The 19,744-nt window shown below is 50.6% G+C and carries 12 protein-coding genes and 1 rRNA gene; 3 read left to right on the forward strand and 10 right to left on the reverse strand.

Features of this window, described 5'->3' with window-relative positions:
* Positions 1–141: 141 nt before the first annotated feature.
* Positions 142–1,596, forward strand: coding sequence for a DASS family sodium-coupled anion symporter (locus E2566_RS18970; protein ID WP_107168440.1), 1,455 nt, complete (start codon positions 142–144; stop codon positions 1,594–1,596).
* A 56-nt stretch (positions 1,597–1,652) separates the two neighbouring features.
* On the opposite strand, the gene E2566_RS18975 is transcribed toward E2566_RS18970, so the two are convergent.
* The 4 genes from E2566_RS18975 to metH all read right to left on the reverse strand — a co-directional run bounded on the left by E2566_RS18975 (position 1,653) and on the right by metH (position 10,484).
* A complete protein-coding gene (locus E2566_RS18975; RefSeq protein ID WP_107168441.1) occupies positions 1,653–2,498 on the reverse strand; it encodes an intradiol ring-cleavage dioxygenase in 846 nt (281 codons plus the stop codon).
* Positions 2,499–3,006: 508 nt separating this feature from the next.
* Positions 3,007–5,103: a ferrioxamine B receptor FoxA gene (foxA, locus tag E2566_RS18980; protein WP_107168442.1), complete on the reverse strand. Its 2,097-nt coding sequence runs from the start codon at positions 5,101–5,103 to the stop codon at positions 3,007–3,009.
* Between the two features lie 193 nt (positions 5,104–5,296).
* Positions 5,297–6,253 (reverse strand): helix-turn-helix transcriptional regulator, encoded by a 957-nt coding sequence (locus E2566_RS18985; protein WP_107168446.1) that lies wholly within the window; start codon positions 6,251–6,253, stop codon positions 5,297–5,299.
* A gap of 547 nt (positions 6,254–6,800) precedes the next feature.
* Positions 6,801–10,484, reverse strand: coding sequence for a methionine synthase (gene metH / locus E2566_RS18990; protein WP_107168443.1), 3,684 nt, complete (start codon positions 10,482–10,484; stop codon positions 6,801–6,803).
* Positions 10,485–10,677: 193 nt separating this feature from the next.
* On the opposite strand from metH, the gene iclR reads away from it, so the two are divergent.
* Together iclR and E2566_RS19000 are read left to right on the forward strand one after the other, a co-directional pair.
* Entirely contained in the window at positions 10,678–11,508 is an 831-nt protein-coding gene (gene iclR, locus E2566_RS18995) for a glyoxylate bypass operon transcriptional repressor IclR (RefSeq protein WP_107168444.1), read from the forward strand.
* 326 nt (positions 11,509–11,834) lie between these two features.
* Complete coding sequence (locus tag E2566_RS19000; protein WP_107168428.1) at positions 11,835–12,824, forward strand: IS110 family RNA-guided transposase; 990 nt, start codon at positions 11,835–11,837, stop codon at positions 12,822–12,824.
* A 66-nt stretch (positions 12,825–12,890) separates the two neighbouring features.
* Here E2566_RS19000 and aceK read toward each other — a convergent pair whose 3' ends face one another.
* The 6 genes from aceK to rrf form a co-directional block, all read right to left on the reverse strand.
* On the reverse strand, positions 12,891–14,666 hold the full coding sequence (aceK, locus tag E2566_RS19005) for a bifunctional isocitrate dehydrogenase kinase/phosphatase (protein ID WP_107171165.1): 1,776 nt from the start codon (positions 14,664–14,666) through the stop codon (positions 12,891–12,893).
* A gap of 48 nt (positions 14,667–14,714) precedes the next feature.
* Positions 14,715–16,022: an isocitrate lyase gene (aceA, locus tag E2566_RS19010; protein WP_107171166.1), complete on the reverse strand. Its 1,308-nt coding sequence runs from the start codon at positions 16,020–16,022 to the stop codon at positions 14,715–14,717.
* Positions 16,023–16,053: 31 nt separating this feature from the next.
* Positions 16,054–17,652: a malate synthase A gene (gene aceB / locus E2566_RS19015; RefSeq protein ID WP_107171167.1), complete on the reverse strand. Its 1,599-nt coding sequence runs from the start codon at positions 17,650–17,652 to the stop codon at positions 16,054–16,056.
* 287 nt (positions 17,653–17,939) lie between these two features.
* Complete coding sequence (metA, locus tag E2566_RS19020; RefSeq protein WP_107171168.1) at positions 17,940–18,869, reverse strand: homoserine O-acetyltransferase MetA; 930 nt, start codon at positions 18,867–18,869, stop codon at positions 17,940–17,942.
* 137 nt (positions 18,870–19,006) lie between these two features.
* Positions 19,007–19,378 (reverse strand): YjaA family stress response protein, encoded by a 372-nt coding sequence (locus E2566_RS19025; RefSeq protein ID WP_107171169.1) that lies wholly within the window; start codon positions 19,376–19,378, stop codon positions 19,007–19,009.
* A 121-nt stretch (positions 19,379–19,499) separates the two neighbouring features.
* Positions 19,500–19,615, reverse strand: a 5S ribosomal RNA gene (gene rrf, locus E2566_RS19030).
* Between the last annotated feature and the right edge of the window lie 129 nt (positions 19,616–19,744).

A 19,744-nucleotide genomic window follows, 5' to 3' on the forward strand; every position in this document is an offset into this window, starting at 1 on the left:
TGGTTAGCGCTATGCTCCTCTTATGTACCTAACCCTTATGGGTTATGCGCTTGCAAAACGTTAAGCAGGATTAATGTTTTGCAAATTGAGTACGTTAGCGTATGCCCTGCAATCCTTCTGGCTTTTTAGTAAGGAAAATGGATGAAGACAAAAACCTCGTATGGACTAAACTGGCTCCCGCTGATCGTGATTCTTGCTGTCGCCGCTTTTTTTTGGCAAATGGAACCCCCTACGGGCTTAAACCCAGCCGCCTGGCACTCCGCCGTCATTTTTGTAGCAACGATCGTTTGTATTGTCGCTAACGTCCTCCCGATTGGGGCTATCGGTATTATCAGTATCACCCTCTTTGCGCTGACGTACGCCGCGGGTGATAAAACAGCAAGCGGGGCAATACAAACCGCACTCAGCGATTTGAACAGCTCGCTGATCTGGCTGATTGTCGTTGCCTTCATGATCGCGCGTGGGTTTATCAAAACGGGATTGGGTCGCCGTATCGCCTTGCAGATGATCCGTATGCTAGGGAAGCGCACATTGGGGCTGGCTTACGGTCTGGCCTTTGCCGATCTGGTGCTTTCCCCCGCGATGCCAAGCAACACCGCACGCTGCGGCGGAATTATTTATCCAATTGCCGATTCGCTGTCACGCAGCTTCGACTCCAAGCCGGAAGATGCGTCGCGCAGTAAGATTGGTACGTTCCTGATCACCTGTATTGGTAACGTTAACGACGTGACAGCAGCCATGTTTATGACCGCCTACACCGGCAATCTGCTCGCGGTGAAACTCGCGGCCAACGCAGGCGTTACCATTACCTGGGGAAGTTGGTTCCTCGCCGCACTCGTCCCCTGTTTGATCTCTCTGGCGGTTGTCCCACTGCTCGTCTACTGGCTAACCAAGCCAGAAATTCGCCATACGCCGGATGCGCCAAAATTGGCCGTCGCAGAATTGGCAAAGATGGGCAATATGAGCCGCGGAGAGTGGCTGATGGCCTTCACCGTTATTCTGCTGCTGGTACTGTGGATTTTTGGCGACCGCTTAGGCGTAGATGCCACGACCGCTTCCTTCGTCGGGCTGTCCTTTCTGCTGTTAACCGGCGTACTGAGCTGGGAAGACGTGAAAAGCGAGAAAGGAGCCTGGGATACGCTGATTTGGTTCGCCGCCCTGCTGATGATGGCGAATCAGTTGAAAAAACTCGGCTTCACCAACTGGTTCGGCGATCTCATCGGCAGCAATATCGGCCATTTGATGCAGGGAACAAGCTGGGTCTTGGTGCTGTTGTTGTTGAATGCAGCCTATTTCTACACCCACTATTTCTTCGCCAGCGGCAATGCACAGATCGCCGCCCTTTTCGCGGTATTCCTCGGTGTCGGGATCAACCTGAACATTCCAGCAGTGCCGATGGCGTTCATGCTGGCGTTTACCAGTAGCCTGTACTGCTCACTCACGCAATATACCCACGCACGCGGCCCGATCCTGTTCGGTGCAGGCTACGTACCCACCGCCGTCTGGTGGCGCACTGGCTTTGTCGTCAGTTTGGTGAATCAGGCGATCTTCATGAGTGCAGGTCTATTGTGGTGGAAAGTGATTGGGCTGTATTAATATCGCAGTAAGTCGAATAGAAAAACGGGGCGGTGCATCTGCCCCGGATATTGACGTTAATCTTGAGAAACGGTGTATTTATATAAGTCACGCTGAGTCAGATAGGTTGAGGTCGCATTTTTATCAATAGATAAAATGATTTCGCCCGTAAACCCGTCATTAAAATCGCCTTCATTGACTTTATTGACCGTAAGGAGCGATTGCACACCATTCATCTTGGTAAAATAGTCATCTTTATCATTGGTGACTCGGGTAATATCCCTTGGGCTATAGGGCTCATTATTATAAACCACGCGACAAAGATCCTCTGGGAAATATAACTGTCCAACAAAAGCAAAGTGTTCTTTTTCCAGAGGATTTTTACTCGGTCGCCTTATTGCTACGTGAATATGTGTCGCTCTGCCGGCATAGAAGCCAGGAAATATTGTCGTGAACCTCACAACCCCATTCTGGTCTGTCGGCTGAATACCTCTAAAGAAGCGGGTATTGTCTGTCCGATTAACCGTTCCTACATCATCGGTTGATGCTTCTTTATCAGGGCTAATGAAACTCCACCCCGAATATTTACCCCGCGCATTGCAATGCCAGACATCAACCAAAATGTTATCCACGGGTTCACACGTCACACCATCGATCACTTTTATTTTCAGCAGCAGCGGAATTCCCGGTTGGGATTCGGTAATATCGCGTCGTAGTATTTTGTAGTCAACAAAGTAAGGCCCCACGATTTGCTCAGTTGTAAGAGGGCATGTCTTTATCCCGACGGCCTTTGGCTTATCCACGACGTCACTCGCCCTCACCGTGAAAGGGATATTCGCTAATGATAATAACCCGACGGTTCCTATCATTTTTTTCGCAGAGCTAATAAAGAAAAATCGTCTGTTTTTATTATTCAAGTCCATTGCTATGCCTCACATACATTATGTAAATAGAATTTAAAATAATAAGTATTGAAATTATTTTCATAGAAAAATACGAATTAAAAACCTCCAGACTAACTATTACATGAAGAATACATTATCTATGACCGATAGATATTACGTAAGAATCGCAAAAAAACATGCCAAAACAGTATTGTTTTTAGTCATTGAAATGTCCAGCCCATCTGAGATAAATACCACTTATTGCCAAAAATAAACGTAAAATTAATGACATAAATTACTCCTGAAAATATAAATATAGAAAATATAAATTCACTATCATGCATTTCATTCAATGAATCAGAACATTATTTAATGTGTTTGAGGAAAATAGCTGAAATAGGTAAGAAGTAGCAGAATATTATCTCTACTCACTAGCAGAAATGTGATGATTTAATGTCTTCAGATATGGTGAAAGTGTGGACGATCTATTGATGTAAATCCTCGTACAACCCATTGTCCTGCCCGTTAAGGCAGGACGGGGAAGATATCAGAACGAATAAGAAACGCTGCCGACCACGCTGCGCTCCGCACCAAAGTAACAGAACTCTAGCGAGTTACACGCTGCCACGTAGCGTTTATCGGTCAGGTTATTGACGTTAAGCTGTGCACTCAGCCCTTTCAGACCCACCTTCGAGAGATCGTATCCCACCGCCATATCCACCAACGTATAGGAGGGCAACGTGTGGGTATTGGCACGATCGGAAGTCACACCGTTCACATAACGCACGCCGGAACCAATCGTCAGGCCGTCCAGCGGACCGCTTTTTACATCATAGCTGGCCCAGACGCTAGCCTGATTGCGTGGGGCATACACCGCACGTTTTCCTTGCTCAGCCACGCTGCTTTTCTTATAGCGAATGTCCGTATAAGTGTAAGCCGCTTGCAAACGCAGATTATCGGTAATGTGGCTCACGGCCTCCAGTTCCACCCCTTCAGATTCAATTTCACCGACGGAACGGTAAGGATCATTAGGCTGAACTTTTGTCGCGACATTCTTCTGATTAATACGGAAGACCGACAGACTGTACTGATCCTGAGAGCCTTCTGGCTGATACTTCATCCCAGCTTCCCACTGTTTACCTTTCATCGGCTCCAGTACGTTACCGTTATCATCGGCGAAGCTAGTCGGCGTAAAGGCCGTAGAGTAGCTGACATACGGTGCAAAACCGTTATCAAACAAATAGAGCAAGGCCGCTCGTGAGCTAAAGTTGTTTTTATCAAGCTCACTATGTGTGCCGTTAGTATGGTTAACGTGAGTGACTTTCACCCGATCGTGGCGCCCCCCCAACGTCAAGCGCCAGCGTTCCCAGCTCATTTGATCCTGAACGTAGATCCCCGTCTGTTGCAGCTTGTGTTTTTCCAGCGTGCCAGACATACCTGTTGGCCCAGAGCCGTAAACGGGGTTAAACGCATCGATCGCCGGGAAAGAGCCAGAAGGCCAGTCCATGTTATTATTACGCTGCTGATAGTCGATCCCCACCAGCAGACGGTGATTTACGGCACCGGTATCCACGCTGCCATCGAGCTGATTATCTAACGTTAACGCAGACAGCGACTCACGGGAACCTGAGTAGTAGCGAGTCAGAGTATCAGCGCTCGGCTGCGTCCAGCCATAGGCGTACACCTGATCCAAATGCACTTTGGTACGCAGGTAACGCAGCTTTTGACGCACCGCCCAGCCGCTATCAAAACCATGTTCAAAGTTATACCCCACCATGTTTTGCTTGCGGTCGTATTTCTCATAGTTCTCTTCCCCTTCATAAAAGGTGTTCGAGATTTTCTGGCCGTTATGCGCCACCACGGTGCCTTCATATGGTAGTCCCGAATGGCTGCCACCTTCAGGATCGCGGTGCAGATAAGCCATCAATTCCAGCCGCGTCTTATCGGAAATTCGCCACAGTAAGCTGGGCGCAACCGCGTAACGTTCTTCTTTCAGCGGCCCAAATTGCGTATCCGCCTCACGCACCATCCCGCCCAGGCGGAAGGCAAAACGCTCATCGTCATCCAACGGGCCGGTAACGTCAAACGCCGCACCACGCTGCGCATTATTACCTGCAAACAGTTTAATCTGGCCGCTGCGATCAAAAGACGGTTGGCGGGAATTTAGCGCCACAATCCCACCCGGTGAAGAGCGCCCGTAGAGTACAGACGCCGGGCCTCTGACGACTTCAATGCTGTCGAGGAACCAGGGATCGATAACCAGCGAACTATGGGAATTGGTATCTCCCATCATCTTCAAACCATCGAGATAAACGTTATCAAGACTGCCGTCGGAAAAGCCGCGTAACACCATGTAGTCAAAGCGGTTAGAGGCACCAATCTGGTTGTTAAACACACCCGGCGTATAACCGACCGCCTGCCTAACGCTGGTCGCGCCTTGTTCCTGAATCTGATCGCGCGTAATGATAGAAACGGCCTGAGGAGTCTCAATATCCGGCGTTTCCAGCTTGGTGGCACCGCGTTGCGTTTGAGACGTAACGACTAACGTATCGCCAGAGGATAGCGTCTCCTGTGCGAATGCCGACACAGTAAATCCACTGGTGAAACAGCCAACCAGCAGCGCCAGCCGCGTTTTTCTGAACATGGGAATCTCCACAGACTTTATTATTGTAAATAAGAATTATTACCGTTATTGGTCTGCCGATAGCTATGCGCAGTGACGGTTTACGTATGCGCAATGACAAAATGGGAACTCTGCGGAAAGACGCTGGACAGGTAGCAAAGTGACAATACCTGGCGTAAGCAAGGAGCAATGCATCGATTAAGACAAGGAAGGGCTAGCTGGGTATGCGCGCATCGCTCGGCGCAATACCGTAACGTCGCCGGAAAGCCGTGGCGAAGTTAGTCGCGTGCTGGTAGCCCGACATCCAGGCGGCTTGCTGAACGCTGTATCCCTGCGCCAAATAGCGGCGGGACAGTTCTAATCGGCAGTCACGCAGGTAGTCAAAGACGGAATGACCATATGCTTGACGAAATTTGGTACGCAGGCTACTGCTGCTCATCGCGGCCAGCTGCGCCAGCTCATTGAGGGTGTACTCTTTTTCAGGCTGTTGCGCCAGACGTCGCCGCACATTATCCAATCGCTCCTGTTCGCCGGGCGGGGGCAACATACGCCGCTCTCCCCCACATTGTCCGAATGACAGACCATGTCCCAGCAGTTGCAGCATCACGCCTTCCAGCATGAGCTGGCGCGATAAACCCGGCAGGGTATTTTCCAGCGCATGCTGTAAACCAGACAACAAATAGCCAGGAACCTGCCATAAAAATGTCGGATTACCGCTCTGTTCCCATTCGTTCAACAACAAGCTCAACTGCGGCTCCAAAGCGGAAGTCGCGGGAAAAATCCCCAAAGACACGGTACGAAGATGATGGTCAGCAAGGTGGCTCGCGTTCATGACTAGCCGATCGCCCAGTTGGGTACTGAATGCCATGCCAGAGCGCACAACAAACTCTTTACCATTCAGGCGCAGCGCGACACATCCTTCCAGCACCACCAGCGTATAAAACGGACAGCAGTGCAAAGACGTCGATTCGTAAGGCTGCAACACGCGTACATTGGAGTTCGTCAGGCAAATACCGGAAGACAGCGTCATCTCTTCGACATCACCCTGCACCACGATGCGCTTTTCTTTCATGCGATCGCGGCAAGACGACAACTGCGGGAAGTGGTAATCAATCCCGTAGCGTTCACCGATATCAAAGAAATCCTCTATGGAAAAGAGTCGTTTTAGCATAAGCGGGAAGATACCCTCATCCTGTTTAACGCCCAGAATCAGGCCTGCGATTAACGGACATAGCGTGAGACGCAGCGACATATTCGCCGCAGAGACTGTTAATCACCTTATCATTGCGAGACAGACGCATCAATAAGACTGATAACTATTCTCATCATAATGAGTTTCATGTGATGACAGGTTTAGAAGCAGAAAACATCCACGAGCTAATCAGTTTTGTTTTTCAACTGGCGTTAAAAATTATACTGAGGCGTACGAGGACGCCGTGTGAGCAGCATGGACGCTGCGAAAGCTAGTGCCGCGCCGGGAGCGCGTCACTAGCGGCACGATTAGCGTTCTCGAATGCCGAAGGAACCGCGCAGCGGTATAATTTCGCCAGAAAGCCTGGGTTCTCAGGGCAGCGGCGATTGAGCGCCCTGAGCGGGCGTGGCGCTAGTGCCACAGAGAAATAATGTGGTCTATCACGCACGAAACGCCCCCTCACTGACATAGTTGAGATGACAACCTCTCCAAGGTTGATGTTGTCATACTCGACTTAGGTCGCAATTTAATCAGCATCATAGCCGAGATTTGGTGCCAGCCAGCGCTCAACGTCACTCACTTCCATACCTTTGCGTATCGCGTAATCCTCTACCTGATCGTGCTGGATTTGTGCGACCGCAAAGTATTTGCTGTCAGGATGGCTGAAATACCAGCCGGATACCGACGCACCTGGCCACATGGCATAGGATTCGGTGAGTTTCATGCCAGTATGTTTTTCCACATCCAGCAACTGCCAGATTTGTACTTTCTCCGTATGGTCTGGACAAGCAGGGTAGCCCGGCGCAGGGCGAATCCCCTGATAATTCTCACGGATCAGCAGCTCATTACTGAGGTTCTCATTCGGCGCATAGCCCCAGTAAACTTTACGCACGCGTTCGTGCAGGTATTCCGCAAAGGCTTCCGCCAGACGGTCAGAAATCGCCTTCACCATGATCTTGTTGTAATCATCATGCTGAGCTTCCCACAGATCGGCCAACGTATCCTCTTCCAGCCCACCAGTCACCGCAAAGGCACCGAGATAATCCGGCTTGCCGCTGGACTTCGGCGCCACAAAGTCGGACAAGCAGTAGTTCGGGAAGTCGGTTTTTTCCGTTTGTTGACGCAGATGATGGCTGACTGACAGCACCGTTTCGCGACGTTCATCGGTATAAATCACCACGTCATCGCCAACGCGGTTCGCCGGGAATAAACCCACCACACCACGAGGGTTCAGCGCACCGCGCGCAGACAAGTCGTCCAACATTGCGTTGGCATCGGTGAACAGGCGTTTGGCCTCTTCACCTACTACCTCATCTTCCAGAATACGAGGATATTTCCCCGCCAGCGACCAGGTCATAAAGAACGGCGTCCAGTCGATGTAATTGCGCAGCGTTTCAATGCTGGCTGTCACTTCCTGAACGCCCAGACGATGCACAACTGGCGGCGTATAATTTTCCCAATCCAGATCCGAGGCGTTAGCGCGCGCCGCTTCCAGCGTCACCGGCGGCGTTCTCGGTTTTTTACGCGCGTGCTGAATACGCACGGTTTCGTACTCTTTGCGGGTACGCGCAACAAAGTCATCGTACTGTGTACTGGACAGCAAAGCCGATACCACGCCGACAGAGCGTGAGGCATTCTGCACGTAGACGGTCGGGCCACTGTAGTTCTGCTCAATCTTCACGGCAGTATGCGCTTTAGAGGTCGTCGCACCGCCAATCAACAGCGGCAGCGTAAAGCCCTGACGCTCCATCTCTTTCGCCACGTTAACCATTTCATCCAGCGACGGCGTAATCAGCCCGGATAGCCCAATGATATCGACATTCTCTTCGCGTGCGGTTTTCAGGATTTTATCCGTCGGAACCATCACGCCCAGATCGATAATCTCGTAATTGTTACATTGCAGCACCACGCCGACGATATTCTTACCGATGTCGTGAACGTCGCCTTTTACCGTCGCCAGCAGGATTTTCCCTGCGGACGAGCCTTTGTCTTTACTGGCTTCAATATAAGGTTCGAGGTAGGCCACAGCCTGCTTCATCACACGCGCAGATTTCACCACCTGCGGCAAAAACATTTTACCTGCACCGAATAGGTCGCCGACCACGTTCATACCGTCCATCAACGGACCTTCGATCACTTCAATCGGTCGTGACGCCTGCTGACGCGCTTCTTCCGTATCCAGTTCGATAAACTCGGTAATGCCTTTAACCAGCGAATACTCCAGACGTTTCTTCACGTCCCAGCCACGCCACTCCGCCTGTGTTTTACTGCCTTCATCTTCTGTTTTGCTACCGCGGTATTTTTCCGCCAGTTCGAGCATGCGCTCGGTGGCATCGCTGCGGCGGTTGAGGATCACGTCCTCTACCGCATCGCGCAACTCAATAGGAAGATCGTCATAGATCGCCAACTGACTGGCGTTCACGATCCCCATGTCCATACCATTGCGGATCGCGTAATACAGGAAGACGGCGTGGATCGCCTCACGTACCAGATCGTTACCGCGAAATGAGAACGACACATTGGACACGCCGCCAGAGATCATCGCGTGCGGCAGCTGCGCCTTGATATCGGCGCAGGCTTCGATGAAATCCACCGCGTAGTTGTTGTGTTCGTCGATCCCCGTTGCCACCGCGAAAATATTCGGGTCAAAAATGATGTCTTCCGGCGGGAAGCCGACTTCTTCCGTCAGGATGCGATAAGCTCGGCTACAAATTTCAATTTTACGTGCGCGGGTATCTGCCTGTCCGACTTCATCAAAAGCCATCACCACCACGGCAGCGCCATAGCGCCGCACCAGCTTAGCGTGGTGAATAAAGGTCTCCACACCTTCCTTCATGGAGATCGAGTTAACAATCCCTTTTCCCTGAATGCATTTAAGCCCTTTCTCAACCACATCCCACTTTGAGGAGTCGATCATAATCGGCACTCGGGCAATATCAGGTTCACCGGCAATCAGATTCAGGAAGCGGATCATCGCCGCCTCTGCATCCAGCATGCCCTCATCCATGTTGATATCGATGATCTGCGCACCGCTTTCCACCTGCTGACGGGCAACATCCAGCGCTTCGTTGTATTTTTCTTCTTTGATCAGACGTTTAAAGCGCGCAGAGCCGGTAACGTTCGTCCGTTCCCCCACGTTAACAAACAGGGTATTAGCATCGATAATCAGCGGTTCAAGACCGGATAAACGGCAAGCTACCGGGATCTCCGGCAGCGTGCGCGGCGGCACACCTTCCACCACTTTCGCCATCGCAGCAATGTGTGCAGGCGTCGATCCACAGCAGCCACCGACGATATTCAGAAAACCCGATCGCGCCCATTCACCGATATGTTTCGCCATATCTGCTGGATCGAGATCGTATTCCCCGAAGGCGTTAGGTAGCCCCGCATTCGGGTGTGCGCTCACATAGCATTCTGAAATACGCGATAGCTCGGCGACATACTGACGCAGCTCATCCGGCCCCAATGCACAGTTCAGACCGAAGGAAAGTGGGCGGGAATGACGCAGAGAGTTGTAAAAGGCTTCCGTGGTTTGGCCGGACAACGTACGTCCTGACGCATCTGTGATCGTACCGGAGATCATCACCGGCAAAACAATCCCTAACGCCTCAAATTCACTTTCGACTGCGAAACTCGCCGCTTTAGCATTCAACGTGTCGAAAATGGTTTCGATCATGATCAGATCGACGCCACCCGCGATCAGTGCGCGAGTCGATTCGCGGTACGCCTCTACCAGTTGATCAAAACTGACGTTACGAAAAGCCGGATCGTTAACATCGGGGGAGATCGACGCAGTGCGGTTCGTCGGACCGAGAACGCCAGCAACATAGCGAGGCTTATCTGGTGTTAATGCTGTCCATTTATCCGCGCTGGCACGCGCCAACCGGGCGGCGACGGTATTAATTTCCGCCGACAGCGATTCCATATCATAGTCCGCCATCGCAATCGTGGTGGCGTTGAAGGTGTTGGTTTCGAGAATATCAGCACCGGCTTCCAGATAGGCGTCGTGAATTTCACTAATCACCTGCGGTTTGGTCAGCACCAGCAGATCGTTATTTCCCTTCACATCGCTCGGCCAGTCGGCAAAGCGCTCGCCGCGATAATCTGCTTCCTGCAGGCGATAACCCTGAATCATAGTACCCATACCACCATCCAGCACCATGATGCGTTGCGCCAACTGACGCTGCAATTCGTCTACCCGATTACTCACGCGAACCCCATTCCCGGCCAATAAATACGATATATATTGCGTCTATCCTAGCATAAGTTATGAGCAGGCTAACGCGGTGTAGCGTGAGACTTTTTCAGGTAATTTGCCGATAAAAAACACAGCGAAAGAAGAGTTGCATTCTGCGGTAAAAAAACGAAAATCAATTCCATTACTACAAAAAGGAATCGACGCCATGACGCCACCAGAGCCAGCTAAACGCGGGAAAAAACCCAGAGCCAGCGCGGGAAACGCTGCACAGCCAACCGGGCAGGTTCAGTCACTGACCCGTGGCCTGACGCTGCTTGAGTATATCGCCAAAGCCAACGGCAGCGTGGCGCTAACCGATCTCGCTCAACAGGCCGGTTTACCGAATTCCACCACCCACCGCCTGCTCACCACTATGCAGCAGCAGGGCTTTGTGCGTCAGGTTGGCGATCTGGGGCTATGGACGATCGCATCGCACGCCTTTATCGTCGGCAGTAGCTTTCTGCAAAGCCGCAACCTGTTAGCGATTGTGCATCCGATATTACGCAAATTAATGGAAGATTCAGGCGAGACGGTCAATCTGGCCGTTCTCGATCAGACGGATAGTCAGGCGATCATCATCGATCAGGTTCAATGTACAGCGCTGATGCGTATGTCCGCCCCCATCGGCGGTAAATTACCGATGCATGCTTCGGGTGCCGGAAAAGCATTTCTGGCGCATTTACCCGATGCTCAAGTTACCCAACTACTGCACAAGAAAGGGCTGCATGGCTACACGCCACACACGTTCAGTTCGCCACAAGCGCTGAAAGAAAATCTCTTGTTGATTCGCAAGCAGGGGTATTCGTTCGATGACGAAGAGCATGCGCTGGGGCTACGCTGTATCGCGGCCTGTATTCTGGATGAACATCAGGAAGCCTTCGCCGCCATTTCCATCTCTGGCCCCGTATCTCGCATCACGGACGACCGCGTCACAGAACTCGGCGCGCTGGTGATCAAAGCCGCCAAACAAGTCATGCAGGAATACAGTGGGCTATGAATAAAGGGTATTTCTCGTCAGGCCTTTCAGGTGCATGTTTATGCAGACTCTGGGAGGTTTCGTGCGCGATGATGTCGTTATTTTCATGCTACCTCGTAGCACGCGCCCGACACAGGGCGCTTGTATCTTTCTCATGTAGTGATTAGCTATCACTACATGAAACAGAGTGAGCTTCCGCAGGGCGCTAAGGCTATCAACCTTGCGATTGAGTTTAAGCCCTCTGTTTCACCTTTCACGCCAGCATTAACATTGAACGGTTACCTAGAGCACTGACTCTGAATGTACAAGCGGAACGGGCGTGACGGCTTCAGTGAAAGGGGGACATTATGTATTACATCGGCATTGATATCAGTAAACGTTTTATCGATGTGTGCTTATTGGTTGATGGCATTAAAGGTAAACGGAAGACGAAAGTTTTACCCAATGACCCCAACTCAGCACAGGCTTTGGCTCGATGGTTAATCCTGCAAAAATGTGACCCGAGTCAGGCTCATATCATCATGGAAGCCACTGGGATTTATCACGAACACCTGGCCTATGGTCTCCATCAGGCTGGTATTCTGGTGTCCGTGATAAACCCGCATCGGGTGCGTGAATTCGCCAAAGGAATGGGGATATTGACTAAAACGGATAAGGTTGATGCTTATGTGCTTGCCTGTTATGGCTGCCTGAAACAACCAGAAAACTGGCTCCCGCCTTCTCAAGAAATAAGGAAACTCAAAGTCTTGTTACAGCACAGGGATAGTCTGCTGAATGATAAACAACGCATAGAAAATCGACTGAGCACGTTAAAATCCACCACGGCCCCAGAAGAAGTCCTGACCTCGCTGGAGTCGATTGAGCGAAATTTGAAGAATGAGCTGGCAAGGATTGAACGCCTGATAGCGGAGCATATAGATAAGCATCCTGGGCTAAAAAATGACCTGAAACTTCTGCAATCGATTGATGGAGTTGGAGAGCAAATCGGGTGGAATATGTTAGCCATCATCCGGGGCAATAACTTCAGGAGCGCGGAACAGGTGGCGGCGTACCTGGGAGTTATCCCGGTTGAACATCGTTCAGGCACCTCGGTGTGTGGCAGGGCCAGACTGTCGAAAATAGGTCCGCCGGGTATCCGGGCAAAACTATATATGGGAGCCATAGCGGCTATCAGTTGGAACAGTCATGTGAAAGCCCTCTATGAAAGACTGCGGCTAAAAGGAAAAGCGAAGATGGTGGCGATAGGGGCGGCGATGAGGAAACTGGTTCATCTGTGTTATGGCGTGCTGCATACGCAGCGGCCATATGACAAAAATTATGCGATGACGCCCCATTAAAATGCTTGACCGGCAACACGGTTACTCAATCGCCGCCGCCCTGTGTACCCAGGCTTTCCGGCTAAATTATGCCGGATTACGACAAAAGCCAGAATCATTCTCAGCAGTTGTGTATCGCGGATCAGCACGCTGGCTAAAACGCTTGCGGCGTCGGTAGGCGTAAACATCCTCGATATGACCTTCCCTGATGCGCTGCTGTAATGCGCGCCAGTAATCCGCACAAAACAGATCGCCGTGCATTTCCTCAAACAGCGTACGAATGTGACGATCACTGCACAGGAAATGCGGAAACTCTTCAGGAAACACATCATTCGGTGCAACGCTGTACCACGGCTCAGCGGCCAACTCGTCCTCCGGGTAACGCGGCGGCGGAATCTTGCGAAAATTTACCTCAGTCATGTAGCAGATCTCATCGTAGTCATAAAACACGACCCGCCCATGGCGCGTGACGCCGAAGTTCTTAAACAACATATCACCGGGGAAAATATTCGCCGCTGCCAGTTGTTTGATAGCATTGCCATACTCTTCAATCACATCGTGCAACTGCTGTGCGTTTGCCTGTTCCAGATAGAGGTTCAGTGGCGTCATCCGGCGTTCCATGTACAGATGACGGATCACCAGCCGATCGCCCAGATCCTCCAGCTTATCAGGTACCTCACGCCAAAGTTCATCCAGTAGTTCCGAGCTGATTCGGTGCTTATCGATGACGAAATTTTCATATTCCTGCGTATCCGCCATGCGCCCAACGCGATCGTGCTCTTTCACCAGTTGATAGCACGCCATGACCCGCTCCGCACTCACCTCTTTCTGCGGCGCAAAACGATCTTTGATGACCTTAAATACGCGATCGAAAAAAGGTAGCGTAAATACCAGCATCACCATGCCTTTCACGCCGGGAGCGATAATGAACTGCTCTTCTGATTCGGCAATGTAGTGCAAATATTCACGGTAATACTCGGTTTTACTGTGTTTCTGACAGCCAATAGCCAGATAAAGCTCCGCCGTCGTTTTCCCCGGCAAAATGTCGCGCAGCCAGGCCACCAGCGCGGACGGCAACGGGGCATAGACCATGAAGTAAGAGCGGGCGAAACCGAACACGATGCTGGCGTCTGATTGACTGGTTAAGCAGGTATCAATAAATAGCGCACCGCGTTCATTGTGATGAATCGGTAGCAGGAACGGAAAAAAACCGTCAGGCAGCGACAGTTTCCCCACCAACCAGGCTGCTTTGTTGCGATAAAACAGCTCATTCGCTACCTGTAACGTAGACTGAGCAAGCTGCTCCGCCGAGAAAGTACGCTGTAAATACGCAATGATATAGGCAATATCACGCGGCAAATCTTCCCACGGTAAACGCAGCGGCACGTCACCCAACAACTTTTCCAACATGCTTTGCCAGCCATCCGTGGGCACAAACGTCTTGGCAATCGGACGGGGAATCTCATGAAAGCGCTGCTCTGGTTGAGAACTGAAAACAAACAGTTTATCGGGCGTCAGCTCCCGATGATTAAATAGCCGACAATAGACGGAGTTAAAGAAACTCTCAGCAATCTCGAAACGTGGATAATCCGGCAGTAAGCGGGTGTAGATATGCTTCACCCGTGCCAGAAAATCCGCATCATCACAACGGATACCGGTAATACAGCGCAACTGTGCGACCACCAGCCCAACATGGTGATCGTATAGATGAATACGCTGTTTCATTGCCTGCTGTACGGCAGACCAGTCAGCCTGTTCAAAACGCTGCTGCGCGCCAGCCGTTACTTCGAGAAAACGTCCATATTGCGCATCAAACCCTTGCAGGATCGTCTGCGCCACCAGCTTTTCAAGGTCACGCGTCATCATGATCTCCAGATGAAACCCGGCCAGTTGAACGCTGACCGGGCAGGATCAGAACTGCTGTTCTTCCGTCGATCCCGTCAGCGCCGTCACTGAAGACTCGCCTCCCTGAATGATGTTCGTCACCTTATCAAAATAGCCCGTCCCCACCTCCTGCTGATGTGATGAGAAGGTATAGCCGTCTTTAATCGCCTCAAATTCAGGCTGCTGCACTTTTTCTACGTAGTGCCGCATCCCTTCGCCCTGTGCATAAGCATGCGCCAGGTCAAACATGTTGAACCACATGCTGTGGATGCCAGCCAGCGTAATGAATTGATACTTGTAGCCCATTGCCGACAGCTCATCCTGAAAACGCGCAATCGTGCTGTCATCCAGATTCTTCTTCCAGTTAAAGGAGGGCGAACAGTTGTACGCCAGCAGTTTGCCGGGAAACTTCGCGTGGATGGCTTCGGCAAAACGACGCGCCAGCGATAAATCTGGCGTCGACGTTTCGCACCACACTAAATCCGCATAAGGTGCGTAGGCTAGCCCACGGCTGATCGCCTGTTCAATCCCGGCGCGCGTACGATAGAAGCCTTCCACCGTACGTTCTCCAGTGATGAAATCACGGTCATATTCATCGCAGTCAGACGTCAGTAAATCCGCTGCATCCGCATCGGTTCGCGCAACCAGTAAGGTCGGCACGCCCATGACATCCGCCGCCAGCCGCGCCGCGACCAGCTTCTGAACGGCTTCCTGCGTGGGAACCAGCACCTTGCCACCCATGTGTCCACATTTCTTCGCCGATGCCAGTTGATCCTCAAAGTGAACTGCCGCCGCCCCCACTTCAATCATCGATTTCATTAGCTCAAATGCGTTAAGCACGCCGCCGAATCCCGCCTCTGCATCCGCCACAATCGGCAGGAAGTAGTCGGTATGGCGCTTGTCGCCCGGCTCAATATGATTCGCCCACTGAATCTGATCGGCACGCCGAAACGTGTTATTGATGCGTTCGATCACCGCAGGCACCGAGTTTGCCGGGTAGAGCGACTGATCGGGATACATGCTGGACGCCAAATTGGCATCCGCAGCCACCTGCCAGCCGGAAAGGTAAATCGCTTCAATGCCGGCTTTAGCCTGCTGTAAAGCTTGTCCGCCCGTCAGCGCCCCCAGACAGTTAACATAGCCTTTACGGGCCTCGCCGTGCAGCAGGCGCCATAACCTCGCCGCGCCGAGCTGCGCGAGCGTACATTCCGGGTTCACCGATCCACGTAGGTTAATCACATCTTCTGCGCTGTAGGGGCGCGTAATACCTTCCCAGCGGGCGGTTTTCCACTCTTTTTCGATATGCTGGACTTGTTGGGTACGAGAGGTCGTCATAGCAGAGGTTCCTTTTTATTATCAATCAGGATTAATCAAGCAATGCGTAGCCGGGTAATGTCAGGAAATCGATCAGTTCATCTTGCGTAGTAATTTGCTCCATCAGCCGGGCAGCTTCACCAAAACGCCCTCCGCTAAAACGGGCATCACCTAATTCTTCCTGAATCACAAACATCTCTTCGGCCAACATCTGGCGGAATAGCGCTTTGGTGATCACACGACCATCGCTCAACGTCTTACCATGACGAATCCACTGCCAGATTGAGGTACGGGAAATTTCTGCCGTCGCCGCGTCCTCCATCAGCCCATAAATCGGGACGCAGCCATTGCCAGATATCCACGCTTCGATGTACTGCACGGCAACGCGGATATTCGCGCGCATACCGATTTCCGTACGCTCTCCCGGACAGGGTTCCAGCAGTTCCTCTGCGCGAATGGATGCATCCTGTTCACGGCGAATATCGAGCTGGTTTTTGCGCTCACCTAACGCCCGGTCGAACACGTCCATCACCGCATCCGCTAACCCTGGATGCGCCACCCAGGTGCCATCATGACCATTGTGAGCCTCCAGCTCTTTATCTTTACGTACCTTATCCAGCACCCAGTTATTGCGTTCCGCATCCTTACTCGGAATGAACGCTGCCATTCCGCCCATGGCGAATGCCCCCCGCCGATGACAGGTTTCGATTAACAAACGCGAGTAAGCACTGAGGAAGGGTTTTTCCATCGTCACCGACTGGCGATCGGGCAGAACACGATCGCTGTGGTTCTTTAATGTTTTGATATAACTGAAAATATAATCCCAACGACCACAGTTCAACCCGACGATATGATCGCGTAAGTGGTAGAGGATTTCGTCCATCTGGAAAACGGCAGGCAGTGTTTCAATCAATACCGTTGCTTTGATCGTCCCACGCGGAAGGTCAAAACGATCTTCCGTATAGCAGAAGACATCGTTCCACCAGGCCGCTTCCTGCCATGACTGTGTCTTTGGCAAATAGAAATAGGGGCCGCTACCTTTCTTGAGCAATTCCTGATAGTTGTGGAAAAAATACAGCGCGAAATCAAACAGGCTACCGGGAATGGCTTCCCCCTGCCAGGACACGTGTTTTTCAGGCAAATGCAGCCCGCGTACCCGACAAATCAATACAGCAGGGTTGGGTTTCAGTTGGTAGATTTTTCCTGTTTCATTGATATAGGAAATCGTACCGCGTACGGCATCGCGTAAGTTGATTTGCCCATCAATCACCTTTTCCCATCCCGGTGATAGCGAATCCTCAAAGTCCGCCATGAAAACTTTCACATTGGCATTCAATGCGTTGATCACCATCTTCCGCTCAACCGGGCCAGTAATTTCAACGCGGCGATCCTGAAGGTCATCGGGAATACCGCGTATCGTCCATGCTTTATTTCGAATGGAAGCCGTTTCTGAAATAAAATCTGGCAGCTTTCCCTGATCGATATTGCGCTGCTGCACCTGCCGTTCAGCAAGTAATTGATTACGTGCTGGCGTAAAATGTGCGACCAACTCCGCTAAGAAATTAACCGCCTCTTCAGTAAGAATGTGCTTCTCACCTTCGCCAAAACGCTGACTAAATGCCAATTCTCTGTTTATCGTCTGCTGCATCATTCGTGGTTCCTTTTCAGATTCCGCTTCATTCATCAACAACCGCTAGGTCGGCAAAAAACAGCATGTACATTTCTTAGCCGACAGAATTAAGCGTAATGCAATAAAAACAAAAATCAAAAACAATTTCCATTTTTATGGAAAAACAAATTTAAGCACATGATAAAATTGAAGATTAAGATTAAAAAGGAAAAGAAATAACTTTCACTAACTAACGGGAATGGAATGCTTCAGTACGAAAAAGAAAGGCACCTTTAACGGTGCCTCAGAGAAAAAGATCAAGATGGGAGCTAGTCGAGTGTAGGGTTCATTTTGCGCAAATCGTAAGGCGTAATCTGGTAAACATAATAATTTAGCCAGTTAACAAAAAGCAGATGTCCGTGGCTACGCCAGCTCGCTTTCGGTGCCAATTCAGGATTGTCATCCGGAAAATAGTTAACCGGAACCGCTGGATCTAATCCGGCATCGCTATCACGGAAAAACTCTCCTGCCAGCGTCAGAACGTCATACTCAGGATGTCCGGTAACGAACGCCAGACGTTTATCTTTACTGGCAAACAGGTAAGCGCCGGCCTGCTCCGACTCAACCAGAATATCCAAATCCGTGTGCTGCCGAATCACATCAGCCGGAAAATCTGCATAACGCGAATGTGGGGCCAGGAACGTTTCGTCAAAGCCGCGGGTCAGCAAAGCATGGGGTTGTAACGTCTGATGCAAGTAAACGCCAGACAGCTTTTCCTTTCGGGTCATCTTCGGAATGCCGTAGAGGATATTGAGAGCCGCCTGTACAGCCCAGCACACGAATAATGTGGATGTGACATGTTCTTTTGCCCACTCGATGACACGTGCGATCTGCGGCCAATACACAACATCGCAGAAATCGACGAGCCCCAGCGGGGCACCGGTAACAATCAAACCATCAAAATTTTCGTCCTGAATATCGTCAAAATTGCAGTAGAAATTATTCAAATGCTCAGTTGGCGTATTCTTTGACTCTCGGCTATCGATGCGCAGCAGTTGGATATCGATCTGTAGGGGAGAATTGGATAACAGGCGTAGAAACTGGTTTTCAGTCTCGATCTTCTTAGGCATCAGGTTCAGAACCAGCACTTTGAGTGGACGAATCTCCTGCGTTTTAGCACGCGAGGACGTCATGACAAAGACGTTCTCATTACGCAGAAAATTAACGGCTGGTAACTCATCAGGAACCCGAATTGGCATAACCTTATATCCTCAAAGCATACGTTTAAACGTTTAGACATCCAGATGCCCGAAGATAGCGAGTTTTTGTACTAATGTCGAGTGCTCAACGCATAAGGTGAAAATGTTTCACTGTGCCTAAAAAAACGTTATGCGCTTTATCTATTTTTCCTTGCTTGTTCAATAACTTCCGCATCGGCCAATACTCGATCATTTTCGATCATAACTAGCCGAGCTCTTGGTGAAGTGGAAACCGTTATTTCCTGAAGAATACGTTGCTCAACCTGAGACAGCCCACCGTCATTCATTTCAAGCGCATGAATGACAAGTACATCCTGACCAAATTTAAACCAGTTACGTTTTATTAATTTTCGGGCTAAATCTTTAAGCACCTTCTCTGCACGAAAAAAATCAGCGACCAGTAGACGTGTATTACTGAAAACCTGACTGGAATCGCCTAGCTCTTGGTGTGTTTCAGGATTACGCACAACCATTTTGTTCTTACGAATCTGGATATATAAGATCGTCATTTATTTCCCTATATTTCTTATTCCTAGTGATCTCTATGTGCAAACAGTGAGGAAATCGATTGCAGATAAAACCATAGCAAAAAGCCCCTGTCTTTCGACAGGGGCTTTCCACTTATTTGATGCCTGGCAGTTCCCTACTCTCACATGGGGAAGCCCCACACTACCATCGGCGCTACGGCGTTTCACTTCTGAGTTCGGCATGGGGTCAGGTGGGACCACCGCGCTATCGCCGCCAGGCAAATTCTGTTTCATTCCAACCGTTATGCTCTACTTTCTTTGTATCGCACAACCATCAGAACCAATCTTCGAACAAGCTGAATATCGTTCTCTATGAGTCTTTCATCACCCACAAAACACCTTCGGTGT

The sequence above is a fragment of the Pectobacterium punjabense genome (assembly GCF_012427845.1).
Lineage (GTDB): Bacteria > Pseudomonadota > Gammaproteobacteria > Enterobacterales > Enterobacteriaceae > Pectobacterium > Pectobacterium punjabense.